The 15,983-nt window shown below is 68.0% G+C and carries 18 protein-coding genes; 14 read left to right on the top strand and 4 right to left on the bottom strand.

The window, feature by feature from the left end:
• Positions 1–17 precede the first annotated feature (17 nt).
• The 5 genes from grxC to AC1RRV_RS20655 all read left to right on the top strand — a co-directional run bounded on the left by grxC (position 18) and on the right by AC1RRV_RS20655 (position 2,620).
• Positions 18–272, top strand: a complete 255-nt coding sequence (grxC, locus tag AC1RRV_RS20675; protein ID WP_492861535.1) for a glutaredoxin 3 — start codon at positions 18–20, stop codon at positions 270–272.
• Positions 269–1,102 carry a carbon-nitrogen hydrolase family protein gene (locus AC1RRV_RS20670; protein ID WP_492861534.1) on the top strand — a complete coding sequence of 278 codons (834 nt, stop codon included), beginning with the start codon at positions 269–271 and terminating at the stop codon, positions 1,100–1,102. Before grxC ends, AC1RRV_RS20670 begins: the two co-directional genes overlap by 4 nt.
• Before the next feature lie 19 nt (positions 1,103–1,121).
• A complete protein-coding gene (locus AC1RRV_RS20665) occupies positions 1,122–1,556 on the top strand; it encodes a DUF1178 family protein (RefSeq protein WP_492861533.1) in 435 nt (144 codons plus the stop codon).
• A gap of 229 nt (positions 1,557–1,785) precedes the next feature.
• Complete coding sequence (locus AC1RRV_RS20660) at positions 1,786–2,148, top strand: ArsR/SmtB family transcription factor (RefSeq protein WP_492861532.1); 363 nt, start codon at positions 1,786–1,788, stop codon at positions 2,146–2,148.
• Positions 2,129–2,620: an SRPBCC family protein gene (locus tag AC1RRV_RS20655; protein WP_492861531.1), complete on the top strand. Its 492-nt coding sequence runs from the start codon at positions 2,129–2,131 to the stop codon at positions 2,618–2,620. Before AC1RRV_RS20660 ends, AC1RRV_RS20655 begins: the two co-directional genes overlap by 20 nt.
• A 65-nt stretch (positions 2,621–2,685) precedes the next feature.
• Here the strand turns inward: AC1RRV_RS20655 and AC1RRV_RS20650 are convergent, their stop codons facing one another.
• The 4 genes from AC1RRV_RS20650 to ubiG all read right to left on the bottom strand — a co-directional run bounded on the left by AC1RRV_RS20650 (position 2,686) and on the right by ubiG (position 5,402).
• Positions 2,686–2,985, bottom strand: coding sequence for a glycine zipper 2TM domain-containing protein (locus tag AC1RRV_RS20650; protein WP_492861530.1), 300 nt, complete (start codon positions 2,983–2,985; stop codon positions 2,686–2,688).
• Positions 2,986–3,101: 116 nt separating this feature from the next.
• Positions 3,102–4,109, bottom strand: a complete 1,008-nt coding sequence (locus tag AC1RRV_RS20645) for a YMGG-like glycine zipper-containing protein (protein WP_492861529.1) — start codon at positions 4,107–4,109, stop codon at positions 3,102–3,104.
• 116 nt (positions 4,110–4,225) lie between these two features.
• A complete protein-coding gene (locus AC1RRV_RS20640; RefSeq protein WP_492861528.1) occupies positions 4,226–4,612 on the bottom strand; it encodes a hypothetical protein in 387 nt (128 codons plus the stop codon).
• Between the two features lie 37 nt (positions 4,613–4,649).
• A complete protein-coding gene (gene ubiG / locus AC1RRV_RS20635; protein ID WP_492861527.1) occupies positions 4,650–5,402 on the bottom strand; it encodes a bifunctional 2-polyprenyl-6-hydroxyphenol methylase/3-demethylubiquinol 3-O-methyltransferase UbiG in 753 nt (250 codons plus the stop codon).
• 167 nt (positions 5,403–5,569) lie between these two features.
• Between ubiG and AC1RRV_RS20630 the strand changes: the two genes are divergently transcribed.
• The 9 genes from AC1RRV_RS20630 to AC1RRV_RS20590 all read left to right on the top strand — a co-directional run bounded on the left by AC1RRV_RS20630 (position 5,570) and on the right by AC1RRV_RS20590 (position 15,976).
• A complete protein-coding gene (locus AC1RRV_RS20630; RefSeq protein WP_492861526.1) occupies positions 5,570–6,817 on the top strand; it encodes an aspartate kinase in 1,248 nt (415 codons plus the stop codon).
• Between the two features lie 84 nt (positions 6,818–6,901).
• Positions 6,902–7,366: a hypothetical protein gene (locus AC1RRV_RS20625; RefSeq protein ID WP_492861525.1), complete on the top strand. Its 465-nt coding sequence runs from the start codon at positions 6,902–6,904 to the stop codon at positions 7,364–7,366.
• Positions 7,367–7,456: 90 nt separating this feature from the next.
• Entirely contained in the window at positions 7,457–8,404 is a 948-nt protein-coding gene (locus AC1RRV_RS20620; protein WP_492861524.1) for a DMT family transporter, read from the top strand.
• A 141-nt stretch (positions 8,405–8,545) separates the two neighbouring features.
• Complete coding sequence (locus tag AC1RRV_RS20615) at positions 8,546–8,989, top strand: YMGG-like glycine zipper-containing protein (protein WP_492861523.1); 444 nt, start codon at positions 8,546–8,548, stop codon at positions 8,987–8,989.
• A gap of 257 nt (positions 8,990–9,246) precedes the next feature.
• On the top strand, positions 9,247–11,511 hold the full coding sequence (gene ptsP / locus AC1RRV_RS20610; protein WP_492861522.1) for a phosphoenolpyruvate--protein phosphotransferase: 2,265 nt from the start codon (positions 9,247–9,249) through the stop codon (positions 11,509–11,511).
• Between the two features lie 158 nt (positions 11,512–11,669).
• Complete coding sequence (locus AC1RRV_RS20605) at positions 11,670–12,755, top strand: helix-turn-helix domain-containing protein (RefSeq protein WP_492861521.1); 1,086 nt, start codon at positions 11,670–11,672, stop codon at positions 12,753–12,755.
• 78 nt (positions 12,756–12,833) lie between these two features.
• Positions 12,834–13,973 carry a flavodoxin-dependent (E)-4-hydroxy-3-methylbut-2-enyl-diphosphate synthase gene (gene ispG / locus AC1RRV_RS20600; protein ID WP_492861520.1) on the top strand — a complete coding sequence of 380 codons (1,140 nt, stop codon included), beginning with the start codon at positions 12,834–12,836 and terminating at the stop codon, positions 13,971–13,973.
• 67 nt (positions 13,974–14,040) lie between these two features.
• Positions 14,041–14,487, top strand: a complete 447-nt coding sequence (locus AC1RRV_RS20595) for a MaoC family dehydratase (RefSeq protein WP_492861519.1) — start codon at positions 14,041–14,043, stop codon at positions 14,485–14,487.
• Between the two features lie 118 nt (positions 14,488–14,605).
• On the top strand, positions 14,606–15,976 hold the full coding sequence (locus AC1RRV_RS20590; RefSeq protein ID WP_492861518.1) for a glycoside hydrolase family 28 protein: 1,371 nt from the start codon (positions 14,606–14,608) through the stop codon (positions 15,974–15,976).
• Positions 15,977–15,983: the final 7 nt, after the last annotated feature.

Genomic DNA, 15,983 nt, shown 5'->3' with positions numbered 1-15,983 from the left:
AAGTTATGAGTCTGAGCATGGCCCACGTCACCATCTACACCCGCCCGTTCTGCGGCTATTGCGCCCGCGCCGTCGCCTTGCTGGGCGAAAAGGGCGCCGACTTCACCGAGGTCGAGGCCGGCATGGACCCCAATCTGCGTCAGGAAATGATGCAGCGTTCGGGACGCACGACCTTCCCGCAGATCTTCGTCGGCGAGCAGCACATCGGCGGCTGCGACGACATGATGGCCCTGGAGCGCGAGGGCAAGCTGGACGACCTGCTCACCGCATGAGCTCGTCCGCGTCCCTAAGGGTCGGTCTGATCCAGACGCGCACGCCCGCGACCCACGCGGCGGCGCTGGCCCATGTCGCGCCGCTGGTGCGCCAGGCGATCGCGGAGGGCGCCCAGTTCGTCCTGACGCCGGAATGCACCAACGTGGTGCAGAAGGACCGGAGCAAGCTGCTGCCGACCTTGACGTCGCTGGACGAGGATCCCGTGGTGCTGGGCCTGCGCGAGATCGCGGCGCAGACGGGGACCTGGATCGACATCGGCTCGGCCCTGGTGCTGCGCGAGGACGGAAAAGCCGCCAACCGCCAGGCCATCATCGACCCGACGGGGGCGATCGTCGCCACCTACGACAAGCTGCACATGTTCGACGTCGATCTCCCCACCGGCGAGACGGCGCGGGAGTCGGCGACCTACACGCCCGGCGAACGAGCGGTGGTGGTCGACACGCCGCTGGCCAGGTTCGGCCTGTCGATCTGCTACGACATGCGCTTTCCGGCCTTGCACCGGGCCCTGGCCCTGGCGGGCGCGACGGTGCTGACGGTCCCGGCCGCCTTCACCCGTCCGACCGGCGAGGCGCACTGGGACGTGCTGTTGCGGGCCCGAGCCATCGAGACGGGCTCGTTTGTCATCGCCGCGGCCCAGGGCGGCTTCCACGAAGACGGGCGCGGCACCTGGGGCCGCTCGATCGTCGTCGGGCCGTGGGGCGAGGTGATCGCCAAGCTTGACCACGACGAGCCTGGCGTGCTGTTGGCCGACCTCGACCTGTCGGCCGCCCTCTCGGCGCGGGCGGCGATCCCGGCCCTCAAGAACGCCCGGCCTTTCGTCGGGCCCTGAAAGCGACCATCTATAGTCGATGATCAAGTACGCGCTTCAGTGCGACGCGGCCCATGAGTTCGAGGGCTGGTTCGGCTCGTCGGCGGACTATGACGACCAGGCCGCTCGAGGCCTCGTCGATTGTCCCGTCTGCGGCTCGTGCGGGGTGTCCAAGCAGATCATGGCGCCGGCCGTGGCGGGCACGAAGGCGCGGCGCTCAGTCCCCGAAGTCGATCCGAAGATGCGCGAGATGATGATGACGGCCATGGGCGAGGTCCGCCGGCACGTCGAGGACAATTTCGACTATGTCGGCGACGCCTTCGCCAAGGAGGCTCGCGCCATCCACGAGGGCAAGTCCGAGGAGCGCGGCATCTACGGCCAGGCCTCGCCGACCGAGGTCAAGGCCCTGGTCGAGGACGGGGTGAAGGTCGCCCCGCTGCCGCCGCCGGCGTTGAAGAAGACGGACGTGAACTGAGGCCGCGCTGGGGTGGCAAACCACCCTTTGCGGACATTTGACGCCGTGCGTCCTTCGAGGCGCGCTCAGGAGCGCGCACCTCAGGATGAGGTTCAGTGCAATGAATTCCTCATCCTGAGGCGCCCGCACAGCGGGCCTCGAAGGACGCAGGACATGCCCGCTCACCACCCATAGCCGACGCTCCATACCCCCTTGCGCGCCGGGAGCTCACGCGCTAACACTGAACTTAATGGTTCAGTATGTGACAGCCCGCCTCGACGCCTCGTTTGCCGCGCTCTCGGACGCCACCCGGCGCGGCGTTCTGGAGCAGCTTGGACGCTCGGACGCCTCGATCACGGAGCTTGCCGACAAGTTCCACATGACCCTCACGGGCATGAAGAAGCACGTCAGCGTCCTGGAACAGGCCGGGTTGGTGACGACCGAGAAGGTCGGGCGCGTACGGACCTGCAAGCTCGGCGGGCGCGGGTTCGAGGAAGAGATCGCCTGGATCGAAGAGCGTCACCGGATCTGGAGCTCGCGTTTCGACGCGCTGGACCAAGTCATCGAAGCCTTGAAACGAAAGGAAAAAGCCGATGGGCGAAAGAGTGAGTGACGGCCGCACGACGGTCGAGCGGACGTCTGATCGCGACCTGGTCGTGACGCGGATCTTCGACGGCCCGGTCCGTCTGGTGTTCGACGCATGGACCAAGGCCGAGCTGTTCCAGCTTTGGTGGGCGCCGAAGTCGATCGGCGTGCCCATGCTGTCCTGCGAGATGGATGTCCGCACGGGCGGGGGCTATCGCATCGTGTTCGGAAAGGACGCGGAAAACGCCATGGCCTTCCACGGCAAATATCTCGAAGTGACGCCGCTATCGCGGCTGGTCTGGACCAATGACGAAGGCGAAAATGGCGGCGTCACCACGGTGACCTTCGAGGAGGAAGAAGGCGGCAAGACGCGGCTGGTCCTTCACGAGCACTATCCTTCGAAGGAAGCCTTCGACGAGTCGGCCGGCGCGGAAGAGGCGCTGCCCGAGCAGTTCGCGCAGCTGGACGAGCTTCTCGCCAGCCTGGGCGCGACCGTCTGACGATGACGAGAAAGGGCGCCGGATCTGCATCCGGCGCCCCCTTTAGCCTCCACGACCGCTAGGCCTTAGCGATAGCGGTACTCGTAGTGGCACTTCTTCTTGCTCTTGCCGATCTCGTGACCGGCCACGGCGCCGACCGCGCCGCCCAGCAGGGCGCCTTCGGTCTTGTTGCCGCGCGCGGCGACGGTGTTGCCCAGCAGGGCGCCGCCGAGGCCGCCGATGACGGCGCCGTTCTTGGCCTTGGACTTGTTGCAGACCAGGATGCGCTCGCGACGCTGCTGAGCGTCGGCGGCGGTGACGGCCACGGAGCTGACGGTGAAACCGACAACGGTGGCCAGGACGATAGCTTTCAGGCGGGCGCGCATGGCGAGCTCTCCAAATTGTTCTTGTTGAGATCCCTCGCGTCGTAAACGCCTTGGCTGACAGGCGGTTGCCAGAAAGTCGGACAGCCGACCATCAGCCAAGCTCTTACGCTCTCAGGTCAGCCTTCGACGCGATAGCGGCCGTCGGCGTCGGGGCAGACGCGCACATAGCGGGTCTCGACCCGGCCGTTGTACTCGGTCGGGGCGGGGGCCAGGCGGCAGCGTTCGCTGGCTTCGGCGTAGCGGCCGTCGCTGTAGCGATAGGGCTGGGTCTGGTCGTAGCTGTAGTAGTTGCCGCGCGTGTCGCACTTGGCCGAGGCGTTGCCGACGGCGGCGCCGACCCCCGCGCCGACCAGGGCGCCCAGCACCGTGCCCTCGGGCCTGGCGTTACGGGCGGCGACGTTCGAGCCCAGGGCCGCGCCGGCCAGGGCGCCGATCACACCGCCGACCGTGGCGTTGCGCTTGGCGTCTTGGCGACAGTCGCTCGGGTAGGAGACATTGGCGCTGGTGTCGATGCCGTAGGCGCCGGCGTAGGGCGCCGCATAGCGGCTGGCCTCGCCCGGATAGCGGCGGTCATAGGCGCCCGCGCCCCGGCGACGGTCATAGTCGCTCCGCGCGGCGAGATAGCGCGAACGATCGCGCTCCCACTGGTCGCGGTTGGCGTCATAGCCGCTGACATAGCTTGTCCCGCTCACGCGGAAGCGGTCGGCCTCGGACGGGTGACGGCGGTCATAGGCGCCTTCGCCGTTGCGGCGGTCGTAGTCGTAGCGGGCGCGCTCGTAGGTGGCGCGGCTGCGTTCGAACTCGGCCTGTTCGGCGTAGTAGGCGGCGCTGTCGCGGTATTGGGCGACCCGGTAGCGCTCGGCGTAGCTGGGATAGCGGCGGTCATAGGCGCCGCGGCCGTAGCGACGATCATAGTCTTCGCGGGTGCGCACATAGTTGGCGCGGTCGCGCTCATAGGCTTCCTGGCGCGACTGATATTCGGCCACGCGCTCATAATAGTTGGCGCGCTGGTTGTCGTAGTTCTGCAGGCTCCGCTGGTAGGCCGAGTCCTGGGCGAAGGCGGGGGCGATCGCGCCGCACGCCATCGTGGTCGCGAGCAATGCGGCCAGTGTCTTGGAAGTCATGATGGTTCTCTCCGTTCCCTCTAGAACGGATCGACGTCCGCCACCGACACGGGGCGCCAATCCGGGTTCAAGTCCCTGCGGAGATCAAAAGCTTGGGCGAGGGCGAGGTTCCCGTTTCAGTCCGTCAGCCACTCAAGCTGGAAGGCGCGACCATCCCATTTCATCACGGCCTCGGACGCTTCGGCATGGCCCAGCAGCAGGTCGCCCTTGACGATCTCGACGGTCGGGCGAGGGCAGGGGTCGCTTTTCTTGCCATAGCCCTTGCCGCAGGCGGTGGCCGTGACACGCGAGGCGTCGGCGGTCGTCATGTAGTCGGGCGGCGCCAGGTGCAGGGCCACCCGAACCGGCATCGCCGGGTCCGCGCCGCGTTTGACCGCCAGAAAATAGACGTCGCGGCCTTCACGGACGATCTGGACGGTGTCCCGCTTTCCATCGTGGTCGAAGTCGCCCGAGATGGGGCCGGGCAGGCTGGTCGTGAGCAACAGGGCCAGGAGCGTAATCATCGGAAGCCTCACGCGACAAACGTCAGGCGACTGTGACTCAATCTCTGGTGACGGTCATCATGTAGTTGATGTCGACGTCGCCGGAGCGGCTCCAGCGGCCAGTCAACGGATTATAGGCCACGCCGAACGGGCCCTGCATCTCGACCGGCTCGCCGGCGAGGAAGGCGCGCAGCTCCTCGGGCTTGAGGAACTGCTTCCACTCGTGGGTGCCCGGCGGCACCCAACGCAGGATGTACTCGGCGCCGATCTTGGCCAGGGCCAGGGCCTTCAGGGTGCGATTCAGGGTGGCCACGATCATCAGCCCGCCAGGCTTGAGCAGGCGCGAGCAGGTGCGCAGGAACTCGCCCGGGTCGGCGACGTGCTCGATGACCTCCATGGTCAGCACCAGGTCGAATGGCCCCGCGCCCTCGGCCAGCAGCTGCTCGGCGGTGGCGGGGCGATAGCCGATTTCGAGCCCCTGCTCGGCCGCGTGGGCGGCGGCGGTCTTGATGTTCTTCTCGGAGGCGTCGACCGCCGTGACGGCGAAGCCCAGCCGCGCCATCGGCTCGCTCAACAGGCCGCCGCCGCAGCCGATGTCTAGCAGGGAGAGGCCCTCGAACGGCGCGCGGGCCGAGGCGTCGCGGTCGAACCGCGCCAGGGCCTGCTCGCGGATGAAGGCCAGGCGGCAGGGATTGAACACGTGGAGCGGCGCGAACTTGCCCTTCGGGTCCCACCATTCGGCGGCGATGGCCGAGAACCGCGCCACGTCGGCGGGGTCGATGCTCCAGGAGGGGGCGGCGGCTTGAGTCATGCCTTCCTCTACCACGGGGAGTTTTTCGCGCCACGATCGGAGAAAAAAGACACCTCCGCGACATTGCCGTTGCGCGATCCCCCCGCTAGAAGGCGCGGGCTTGCGCGAGGGGGAGTGATCCGGCCGCGCGGGCGCAAGAAATAACCAAGTGTCGAGGTACTGAGGACGTGTCACGTCTGGTGATGAAGTTCGGCGGCACGTCGGTGGCCGACCTGGAGCGCATCCGCCGTGTGGCGCGCCTGGTCGCCGCGGAAGTCGCGACGGGCAAGCAAGTGGCGGTGGTCGTGTCGGCCATGTCGGGCAAGACCAACGAGTTGGTCGCCTGGACCGACGGCGCCGGCCGCGCCGCGCAAGGTCTTCCGGAATCGGACGACGAGTACGACGCCGTCGTCGCCTCGGGCGAACAGGTTACGGCCGGCCTGCTGGCCATGACCTTGCGCAACATGGGCCACAAGGCCCGCTCGTTCCTGGGCTGGCAGGTGCCGATCATCACGACCGAGGCGCACGGCAGCGCGCGCATCGAGGACATCCCGCCCGAGAACCTCGAAGCCTGTTTCGCCGACGGCGAGATCGCCGTCATCGCCGGCTTCCAGGGCGTGACCAGCAAGCAGCGCATCACCACCCTGGGCCGGGGCGGCTCCGACACCAGCGCCGTGGCCATCGCCGCGGCGGTGAAGGGGGCGTGCGACATCTATACCGACGTGGACGGGGTCTACACGACCGATCCGCGGATCGAGAGCAAGGCCAAGCGCCTGGCCAAGATCAGCTACGAAGAGATGCTTGAAATGGCCTCGCTGGGGGCCAAGGTGCTGCAGACCCGCTCGGTCGAGATGGCCATGGCCCATCGCGTCCCCGTCCGGGTGCTGTCGAGTTTCGTCGAACCGGGGGAAGCGCCCGGACAAGGTACGATCGTCTGCGACGAGGAAGAAATCATGGAAAAGCGCATCGTCTCGGGCGTCGCCTACAGCCGCGACGAAGCCAAGATCACCCTGCTGGGCCTGCCCGATCATCCGGGCGTGTCCTCGCAGATCTTCGGCCGCCTCGCCGACGCCAATGTGAACGTCGACATGATCGTGCAGTCGCGCGCCCGCAGCGCCGACACCGCCAACATGGAATTCACGGTCGGCAAGCGTGACGCCGCCCGCGCCGTCGAGATCGTCAAGGCCGCCCAGGCCGAGATAGGTTTCGAGGCCGTCGCGGTCGACGAGGACGTCTCCAAGGTGTCGGTGATCGGCGTGGGCATGCGCAGCCACGCGGGCGTCGCCCAGTCGATGTTCGCGGCCCTGGCCGAGAAGAACATCAACATCCAGGTCATCTCGACCTCGGAGATCAAGATCAGCGTGCTGATCGACGCGGCCTACACCGAACTGGCCGTCCGCGCCCTGCACGCGGCCTACGGGCTGGACCAGCTTTAAGCGCTTTAGTGGAAGGGACTTCGCGGTCCCTTCTACAAAACGTCGCGTTCGGACGTTATGAGGGCGCGAGCCTGCGGAGCCCCCATGTCTGACGTCTTCAAGTTCGATCCCGACGCCAAGGCCGTCACCTTCCACGGTGACGCGGGCCTGGAGCTGCTCTACGACCTCCTGCTGCGCGCCAAGTTCGGCGACGGCTATGAGAAGCCGCTGCTGATCAGCCCGTGGCTGGCGGCTCTGCTGAACCAGCTGGACAAGGCCCTGCCGGACGACGGCCAGTGGTTCCCCGAGAAGCCCGGCCAGCCGATCTTCGACACCGACGACCTCCTGGCCATGGGCGACGCCGTCATCGAGGAGGGCCACACCGTCGGCTGGTGGACCATGACCGAGCCGGAAAAGCGCGCCTATCTGCGCAATGTCGTCGCCGCGCCACACCCGCTGACCGACCTGGAGGTCGAGTTCATCGAGAGCGACATCGACGCCGCCCTCGAACAGGCCCGCCGCCTGGTCGCCGACGCCGACGAGCCCCTGGCCCTGCCGGGGCACGGCTGATCTCGTTCTATTGCGCGGCATGGGTCACGCCCTGACCGCGCCCGCGGAGCGGGGGTGCGATCGTTCGAGCGGCCTGCTAATCCGGACCGTATGAACACCTCCCGCAAACTCCTTCTGGGCCTGCTGTGCGGTCTGGTCGCCGGCGCCTTCTGGGGCGGGGTGTTTCTGGCGCCGAAGCTGCTGGACGCCTTCACGCCGCTGCAGATGACGGCCGGACGCTACATCGCCTACGGCTTGGCCTCGGCCCTGCTGCTGGCGCCGGTCTGGCGGCCGGTGATGGCTAGGATGACCGGCAGGGACTGGCGCGATCTGGCCGCCCTCAGCCTGCTGGGCAACCTGATCTACTATGTCGGCCTGTCGGTGGCGGTGCAGAGCTCGGGCGTGGCCCTGGCGTCGCTGATCATCGGCCTGCTGCCCGTCACCGTGACCCTCGTGGGCGCCAAGCGGGGGGAGGGCGTCGCGCTTCGCCACCTCGTCGCGCCGCTGGCGCTGGTGGCGGCGGGCGGGGTCTGCATCAACGTCTCGGTGTTCACGCAAAATCAGGGTGTCGGCATCGGCCGACAGGTCGTCGGCGTGCTGGGCGCGACCCTGGCCCTGGCCATGTGGACCGCCTACGCCGTCTGGAACGCCCGCCGGCTGGCCGCGACCCCGAAGTTCAACAGCCACGAGTGGTCGCTGCTCACGGGTCTGGCCACCGGCCTGCTGTCGCTGGTCCTGGTGGTTCCGGCCTTCCTGCTGGGTGGCAAGGTCCACGCGCCGGCGGCCTGGGGCTGGTTCTGGATCGTCAGTTTCGCCGTGGCCATCGGCGCCTCGGTGATCGGCAACGGCCTTTGGAACGCCGCCAGCCGTCTCCTGCCGCTCAGCCTGTCGGGCCAGTTGATCGTGTTCGAGACCCTGTTCGCCCTGCTGTACGGCTTCCTGCACGAAGGTCGCTGGCCGCGCGGGCTGGAGACGGCGGCGATCGTGCTGATGCTGGCCGGCGTGCTGTGGTCGGTGCGGCTGCACCGGCCGGCGAAAGAAGCCTTGGCGGCGGGCTAAAGCCTTCTCGCAACATGACGCCAATCTGAACAGCGCGGTTCAGATCAGGTTCAAGCGCGGGGTCCTACAACTCCTGACAACAGCGCCGCCCATCTCATGTCGAGAAAAGGGGGCGACGCTCCGGAAGTTAGGAGTCCTGCCATGAAGACCATCGGCAAGTTCACCAAGACCGCGATCGCCGTCACTGTCGCCGGCGCTCTGTTGGCCCCCGCCTCGGCCGCCTTCGCCGCCGACAAGACCGAGCGCGCCATCCTGGGCGCCGTGATCGGTGGTCTGGCCGGCGCCGCGATCGGCGACGGCAAGCGCGACGCGGTCGTCATCGGCGCGGTCGCCGGCGCGGCCCTGGGCGCGACGACGGGCAAGGACAAGTACGACCGTCGCTACAGCCAGTCGTATCGGACCGCTCCGCGCTACGGTTACGACAACCGCTACAGCGATAGCCGGTACAGCGACAGCCGCTACGCCAGCAACGGCCGCTACGCCTATGACCGCGATGGTCGCCGCCACGAGCGTCACGACGCCCGCTACGACCGCCGCGAGGACGACCGCTACGCCTACGGCTATCGCCCCGATTATCGCCGCTAGGGTTCCGATCCCCCTCTAGTGTGCCGACTGCGCCGCCCGGCCAAAGCCGGGTGGCGCTTTTTCACGTCGCCGGTCTGCCTGGACATTGGCGACGCTTTTTCGTGCTCCCACACCTTATCGACGTTCGGTTGTCCGCGGCGACTTTCACGCGGGCGAAATCTGCTATAGCCCCCATCTAGGTAGAGGGAGCGGTCTTAACCCCTGGCGCTCAAAGCTGGGCTAGACCGTCTTTCGGGTAGGGAGCGCGCGCAGACGACATGGCGGCATCCGGCATGGCCGTTCGAGGACCACGCAGCCTGCTTCGGCAGATTCGCGAGGCGATGGCCGGCGGCGGGCCCGCCCAGGCCAAGCTCGACATGGTGGTGCGCACCATCGCCATCTCGATGGTGGCGGAAGTCTGCTCGATCTACCTGCGCCGCGCTTCAGGCGATCTCGAACTGTTCGCCACTGAAGGTCTGGCCCGCGAAGCCGTCCACGTCACGCGACTGCAGCCGGGCGAAGGCCTGGTCGGCGAGACCATGCGCCTGGGCCGGCCGCTGAACCTGTCGGACGCCGCCAGCCATCCGCAGTTCTCGTACCGCCCGGAAACGGGCGAAGATCCCTACCACGCCTTCCTGGCCGTGCCGCTGTTGCGCGGCGGTCGCGCGATTGGCGTGCTGGTTGTCCAGAATCGCACCGAGCGGAACTATGACGAGGAGGAGGTCGAGGACCTCCAGATCATCGCCATGGTGCTGGCCGAGATGGTCAGCTCCAGCGAGCTGCTGGGCGCCGACGAGCTCAAGGACGTCGAGCTGGCGCCGCACAAGCCGGAACGGCTCAAGGGCTCGCGCTTCGCCGAGGGCCTGGCCTATGGCGTGGCCGTGCTGCACGAGCAGCCGGTGGCCCCCGAGACCCTGCTGTCCGACGACGCCCTGGCCGAGGAGGCCCGTCTCTCCTACGCGATCGAGGCCCTGCAGACCCAGATCGACCAGATGCTGGAAGGCCAGCACGGCCTGGTCGGGGCCAGCTATGAGGTGCTCGAGACGTACCGCATGTTCGCCCACGACCGGGGCTGGAACCGCAGCCTGCAGGAGGCGGTGCGCTCCGGTCTTACGGCGGAAGCCGCGGTCGAGCGGGTGCGCTCCGAGCACCGCGCCCGCCTGGGCCAGGCCCGCGACCCGTATCTGCGCGAGCGCCTGCACGACCTGGAAGACCTGAACGACCGGCTGCTGCGCCACCTGTCCGGCGACGTGCATCACGTGCGCGTCCTGCCCGACAACGCCATCCTGATCGCCCGGAACCTGGGTCCGGCCGACCTGCTGGAATACGACCGCACCAAGCTGAAGGGCATCCTCCTGGAGGAGGGCTCGGCCGCCAGCCACGCCGGCATCGTGGCCCGGGCGCTCGACATCCCCTGCGTCGGCCGACTTTCTGGCCTGCGCGACCGGGTCAGCGAGGGCGACCCCGTGGTGGTCGACGCCGAGACCCAGGAGGCCTGGCTGCGTCCCCGCTCGGACGTCGTGAAGGCGCTGAAGGCGCGGATGGAGGTCCGCGCCCAGCGCAAGGCCGAGTTCGCCCGCCTGCGCGACACGCCGCCGATCACCAAGGACGGCGCCAAGATCACCCTGCTGATGAACGCGGGCTTGGCCGTCGACCTCGACATCCTGGCCGAGACGGGGGCGGAGGGCATCGGCCTGTTCCGCACCGAGTTCCAGTTCATGGTCGCCGAGGAGCTGCCGCGCCTGGAGGCCCAGACCTCGCTCTACGAGAAGGTTCTGGAAGCCGCCAACGGCATGCCGGTGACCTTCCGCACCCTCGATCTCGGCGGCGACAAGCTGCTGCCGTACATGGAGCTGGAGCGCGAGGACAATCCGGCCCTGGGCTGGCGCGCCGTGCGCATGGGCCTGGACCGTCCGGCCCTGCTGCGCATGCAGATCCGCGCCCTGATCAAGGCCGCCGCCGGCCGGCCGCTGCGGGTGATGTTCCCGCTGGTCGCCAATGTCGACGAGTTCCGCGCCGCCCGCTCGTTCGTGGACCAGGAAGTGGCGTGGGCCCTGAAGCGCGGACGGCCCGCGCCGGCCCGCCTGGACGTCGGCGCGATGATCGAGGCGCCGTCGCTGCTGTGGCATTTGGACGCGCTGCTGCCGATGACCGACTTCGTTTCGGTCGGCACCAACGACCTGATGCAGTACATGTTCGCCGCCGACCGGGGCAATCCGAAGGTGTCGGACCGTTACGACCCCTTGTCGCCGGCCGCTTTGCGGGCGCTGAAGACCATCCAGCAGGCTTGCGCCGACACCGGCACCCCGGTGTCCGTGTGCGGTGAGATGGCTGGCCGCCCGCTGGAGGCCTTCGCCCTTGTGGCCTTGGGTTTCGAGGCCTTGTCCATGCCGCCGGCCGGTATCGGACCCGTCAAGCAGATGGTCCTGTCGTGCGATCGCGAGGCCGCCCGGCGAAATGTCGAGGCCCTGCTGAAGGGGACCAGCGGCTCCCTGCGCGGCGAAATCGAAACCTTGGCCCGAAAGCTGTATGTGGCGGTGTGACGACAGCCTGGCCGTTAGCCAAGCGTCACTGTTTTGTACATTGAATCCGGCTACTTAGTTTGATATCCACAACAGACGTTAAAAGCTTCGTGTCGCACGAAGCGGGGGAGTGTGTCGCGCTTCGCGCGCGGCGCGAATTTCGGGGCTCTTAGTCAACCATGCCGCTGGATACGGGCAACGTGAGACGTCTGCATCTCGTCTCCGACGCCGATACGGATGATACGCCGGTCGCCGTCGCCCAACCCTCTCTGAACGAGGGCGCCGATATCGGCGTGGCCCTGAAGGCCGCGCGCGAGTTTCGCGGCCTGACCACCCAGGACGTCGCCGACGCCACCCGCATCCGTCAGGGCTATATCGAGGCGCTGGAGGACCTGCGCATCGAGGACCTGCCCTCGCGCCCGTTCACCATCGGCTATGTCCGCGCCTATGCGGCCCTGCTGGGCCTGGACGCCGAGGCGGCCGTGGCCCGTTTCAAGAATGACGCGCCGGACGATGGCGCCGAGCTGCGCGAGCCGATCGGGGTGCGCCGCGAGCGCGACCCGCGCCTGGCCCTGATCTTCGCCGGCGGCATCCTGGTCGTGGGCGCCATCCTACTGTGGAATGTCGCCCAACGCGCCATCGCCAAGGACGAGCCGCCGCCGCAGGTGGCGCAGAACACCACCTCGAGCCAGGTCGCCACCCATGTCGGCAACAGCCAGGTCGCCCTCGGCGCGCCGCTGCCGGCCCCGGTCGAGTCGACCACGCCCGAACCCTACAAGACCCCCGGTCTCGACGACGCCGCCGCCAATGGCGGTTCGGTCGACGCGGCCAAGATCGCCGCCAAGGCCCGCGCCGACGCCGACGCCAGGGCCGGCGTCGTGGATCCCAGCACGCAGTTCACATTGGGCGGATCGTTCAAGCCCAAGGGCGCGGTGCTGGGCGCTTCGCCCGCCGAAGGCTCGGGCGTCATTCTGCAAGCCCGCAAGGCCGCGACCCTGGTGGTGCGCGGCGCCGACGGCCAAGTCTATTTCGCCCGCGCCCTGGCGGCCGGCGAGTCCTACCGCGCCCCGCGCACGCCCGGCCTGACGGCCGACGTGTCGGACCCCGCGGTGTTCGAGGTCTATGGCAACGGCGTGTTGACCGGACGACTGCAGGCCAATCAGACCGCGCTGAGCAAGCTGGTCCCCGCGGCCCCCGTGGCGGCCCCGGTGGCGGCCGTCGCGCCGGCGGCGTCGAAGCCCGCGGCTCCCAAGCCTCAACAATAACCCAATCTCCCTGGGGAAATCGGGGTAGGGGCAGGCGAAGCCCTTCAGTTCGCCCCCGACACCCTCTAAATTAGACCCATGGCCGCAGACCACACGCACGTCCGTCCCTGGCGCATGATCACGCGCCGGCAATCGCGCAAGATCCGCGTCGGCAATGTCGAGGTGGGCGGCGATGCGCCGATCACCGTCCAGTCGATGACCAACACCCTGACCAGCGACGCCGCCGCGACGCTGGAGCAGATCCGTCAGCTGGAAGAGGCCGGCGCCGACATCGTCCGCGTCAGCTGCCCCGACACCGACAGCACGGCCGCGTTCAAGACCATCGCCCGCGAGGCGCGGGTGCCGCTCGTGGCCGACATCCATTTCCACTACAAGCGTGGCATCGAGGCGGCCCAGGCTGGCGCCGCGTGCCTGCGGATCAATCCGGGCAATATCGGCTCGGCCGACCGCGTCCGCGACGTGATCCAGGCCGCCCGCGACCATGGCTGCTCGATGCGGATCGGCGTCAACGCCGGCTCGTTGGAACGCGAACTGCTGGAGAAGTACGGCGAGCCCTGCCCCGAGGCGATGGTCGAGAGCGCTCTGAACCACGCCCGCATCCTCCAGGACCACGACTTCCACGAGTTCAAGATCTCGGTGAAGGCGTCCGACCCGTTCATGACCGTCGCCGCCTACTACCAGCTGGCCGAGGCCATCGACTGCCCGCTGCATCTGGGCGTCACCGAGGCCGGGGCCCTGCGCACCGGTACGGTGAAGTCGGCCATCGGCATGGGCTCGATGCTGTGGGCCGGCATCGGCGACACCATCCGGGTCTCGCTCGCGGCCGATCCGGTCGAGGAGATCAAGGTCGGCTTCGATATCCTCAAGTCGCTGGGCCTGCGCCACCGGGGCGTCAACATCATCGCCTGCCCGTCGTGCGCGCGGCAGGGCTTCAATGTCATCAAGACCGTGGAGGCCCTGGAAGAGCGGCTGGCCCACATCTCGACCCCGATGTCGCTGTCGATCATCGGCTGCGTGGTCAACGGCCCGGGCGAGGCCCTGATGACCGATATCGGCTTCACCGGCGGCGGGGCCGGGGCGGGCATGGTCTATATGGCCGGAAAGCCCGACCACAAGCAGTCCAACGACGGCATGATCGACCACATCGTCGAGCTGGTCGAGAAGAAGGCCGCCGAGCTCCAGGCCGCCAAGGACGCCACGCCGGTGGCGGCGGAGTAGGGGCGACAAGCTCCGTCCCCGTACGTTTTCGCTGGCCTTCGGGCCCAGTGACCGCTAACGCCGCGTCATGATCGGACCACACGCCTCGGGCGGCTACATCCTCGAAGAACTCTCCGTCGGGATGGTCGCCGAAAAGCACGTCACCGTCACCGAAGCGCGCATCGGCCAGTTCGCCGAAGCCTCGGACGACTTCAACCCCGTGCACATGGACGAGGCCTTCGCGTCCAAGACCGCCTATCGCGGCCGGATCGCCCATGGCCTGCTGTCGGCTTCGTTCGGCTCGGCGGTGGTCGGCACCATCCTGCCGGGCGCGGGCGCGATCTACCTGTCCCAGACCCTGGCCTTCCACCGGCCCGTCCGCATCGACGACGTCGTGACGGCGCGCGTCACCGTGGCGGCGATCGACGAGGTCAGCGCGCGGGTGACGCTGAAGTGCGAAGGCTATGTCGGCGAGGACCTGATCATGGACGGCGAGGCCGTCGTCCGCGTGCCCCGGCGTCGCCGGAAAGTCTAGCCAAGGGTCGACCTTCCAACCGTCGCGATGCGCGATCGGCATTGCCCGTCCCGAAATCGGCATGGGAGATGACCGCCCGCCCGGCTTACTCTCCCGCGTGTTTTGGAGAGGGTCTGGAATGAACCGTGTTTGGATGGTGGCGGGCGCCGCCCTGGTTGGGATGGCGCTTTCAAGTGGCGTCGCGAGCGCCCAGTCGACCAACAGCTTCCCCGCCAAGATCTGCGACGTGCGCGATCACGGCGCGGGCGGCACGCGGATCTGGTTCGACACCGTGGCCTTCCAGAGCGCCGTGGACGATTGCGCCAAGGCCGGCGGCGGCACGGTGCGGGTGACGCGCGGCGAGTATCTGATCGGCCCGATCTGGCTGAAGTCGAACATCCGCCTCGAGATCCAGAAAGGCGCCGAGGTCCTGGCCGGCACGGACGCCAGCCTGTTCCCGCAGGGCGAGCGCATCGGCGTGATCAATGTCGACGGGGCCGAGAACGTCGCCATCGTGGGCGAGGGGCTGGTCGACGGCCAGGGCCAGGTCTGGTGGGAGCGGATCCGGGCGATCTGGCGCTCGATCCCCGACTTCGCCACCGACGGCCAGGCCCGCCAGCAGCAGAAGGACGACCGTCCGCGCCTGGTCTGGGTCAACAAGAGCAAGAACGTGCGCTTCGAGGGGCTGCGGTTCGAGAACTCGCCGTCGTTCCATCTGGTGATCAACAACAGCGACTACATCACGATCGACCACGTGCGGATCACCGCGCCGGCCCACGCGCCGAACACCGACGCGATCGATCCGATGAACAGCCGCCACATCGCCATCACCAACAACATCATCAGCGTCGGCGACGACACCGTTGCCATCAAGTCGAACGGTCCCGACGATCGCTATCCCGACGGCGTGTCGTCCGACATCCTGATCGCCAACAACACCATCCTGGAGGGGCGCGGCATCTGCATCGGCAGCGGCACCAGCGGCGGCGTCCAGCGCGTGCGGGTCGAGAACAACACCTTCGAGGGTTCGATGTACGGCCTGCGCATCAAGTCGATGCGCGGCAAGGGCGGCACGGTCCGGGACGTGGTGTTCAAGAACAACACCATGAAGGACGTCGAGACCCCGCTGGTCTTCACCAGCTACTACGCCTATCGCCCGCTGGACCTGAAGTCGGCCGAGAAGCAGCTGCAGCCGGGCGGCTTCCTGCTGGGCAACCAGATCTGGCCGGGCCCGACCGATCCGGCCCAGCCGTTCGTACACGACAAGACGCCGGACATGTCGGGCATCGTCGTCGACGGCGTCACCGCCACAGGCGCGGACCTGGCCGGCATCATCGTCGGCCTGCCCGAAAAGGCGATCGGCATCACGCTGAAGAACATCAAGATCGAGGCCAAGCGCGGCCTGCTGGTGCGCAACGCCGAGGTCTCGACCCAGGGCGTGACGATCCACAGCGCCGACAAGACGCCGATCCGCCCCGAGGCGGGCGGCGTGATCAAGGCGGCGCGCTAAAGCACAA

This window comes from Caulobacter sp. GW821-FHT11E10 (assembly GCF_058808375.1).
Note: the sequence above shows the minus strand (reverse complement) of the source record. Positions and strands in the feature narration are given on the sequence as shown.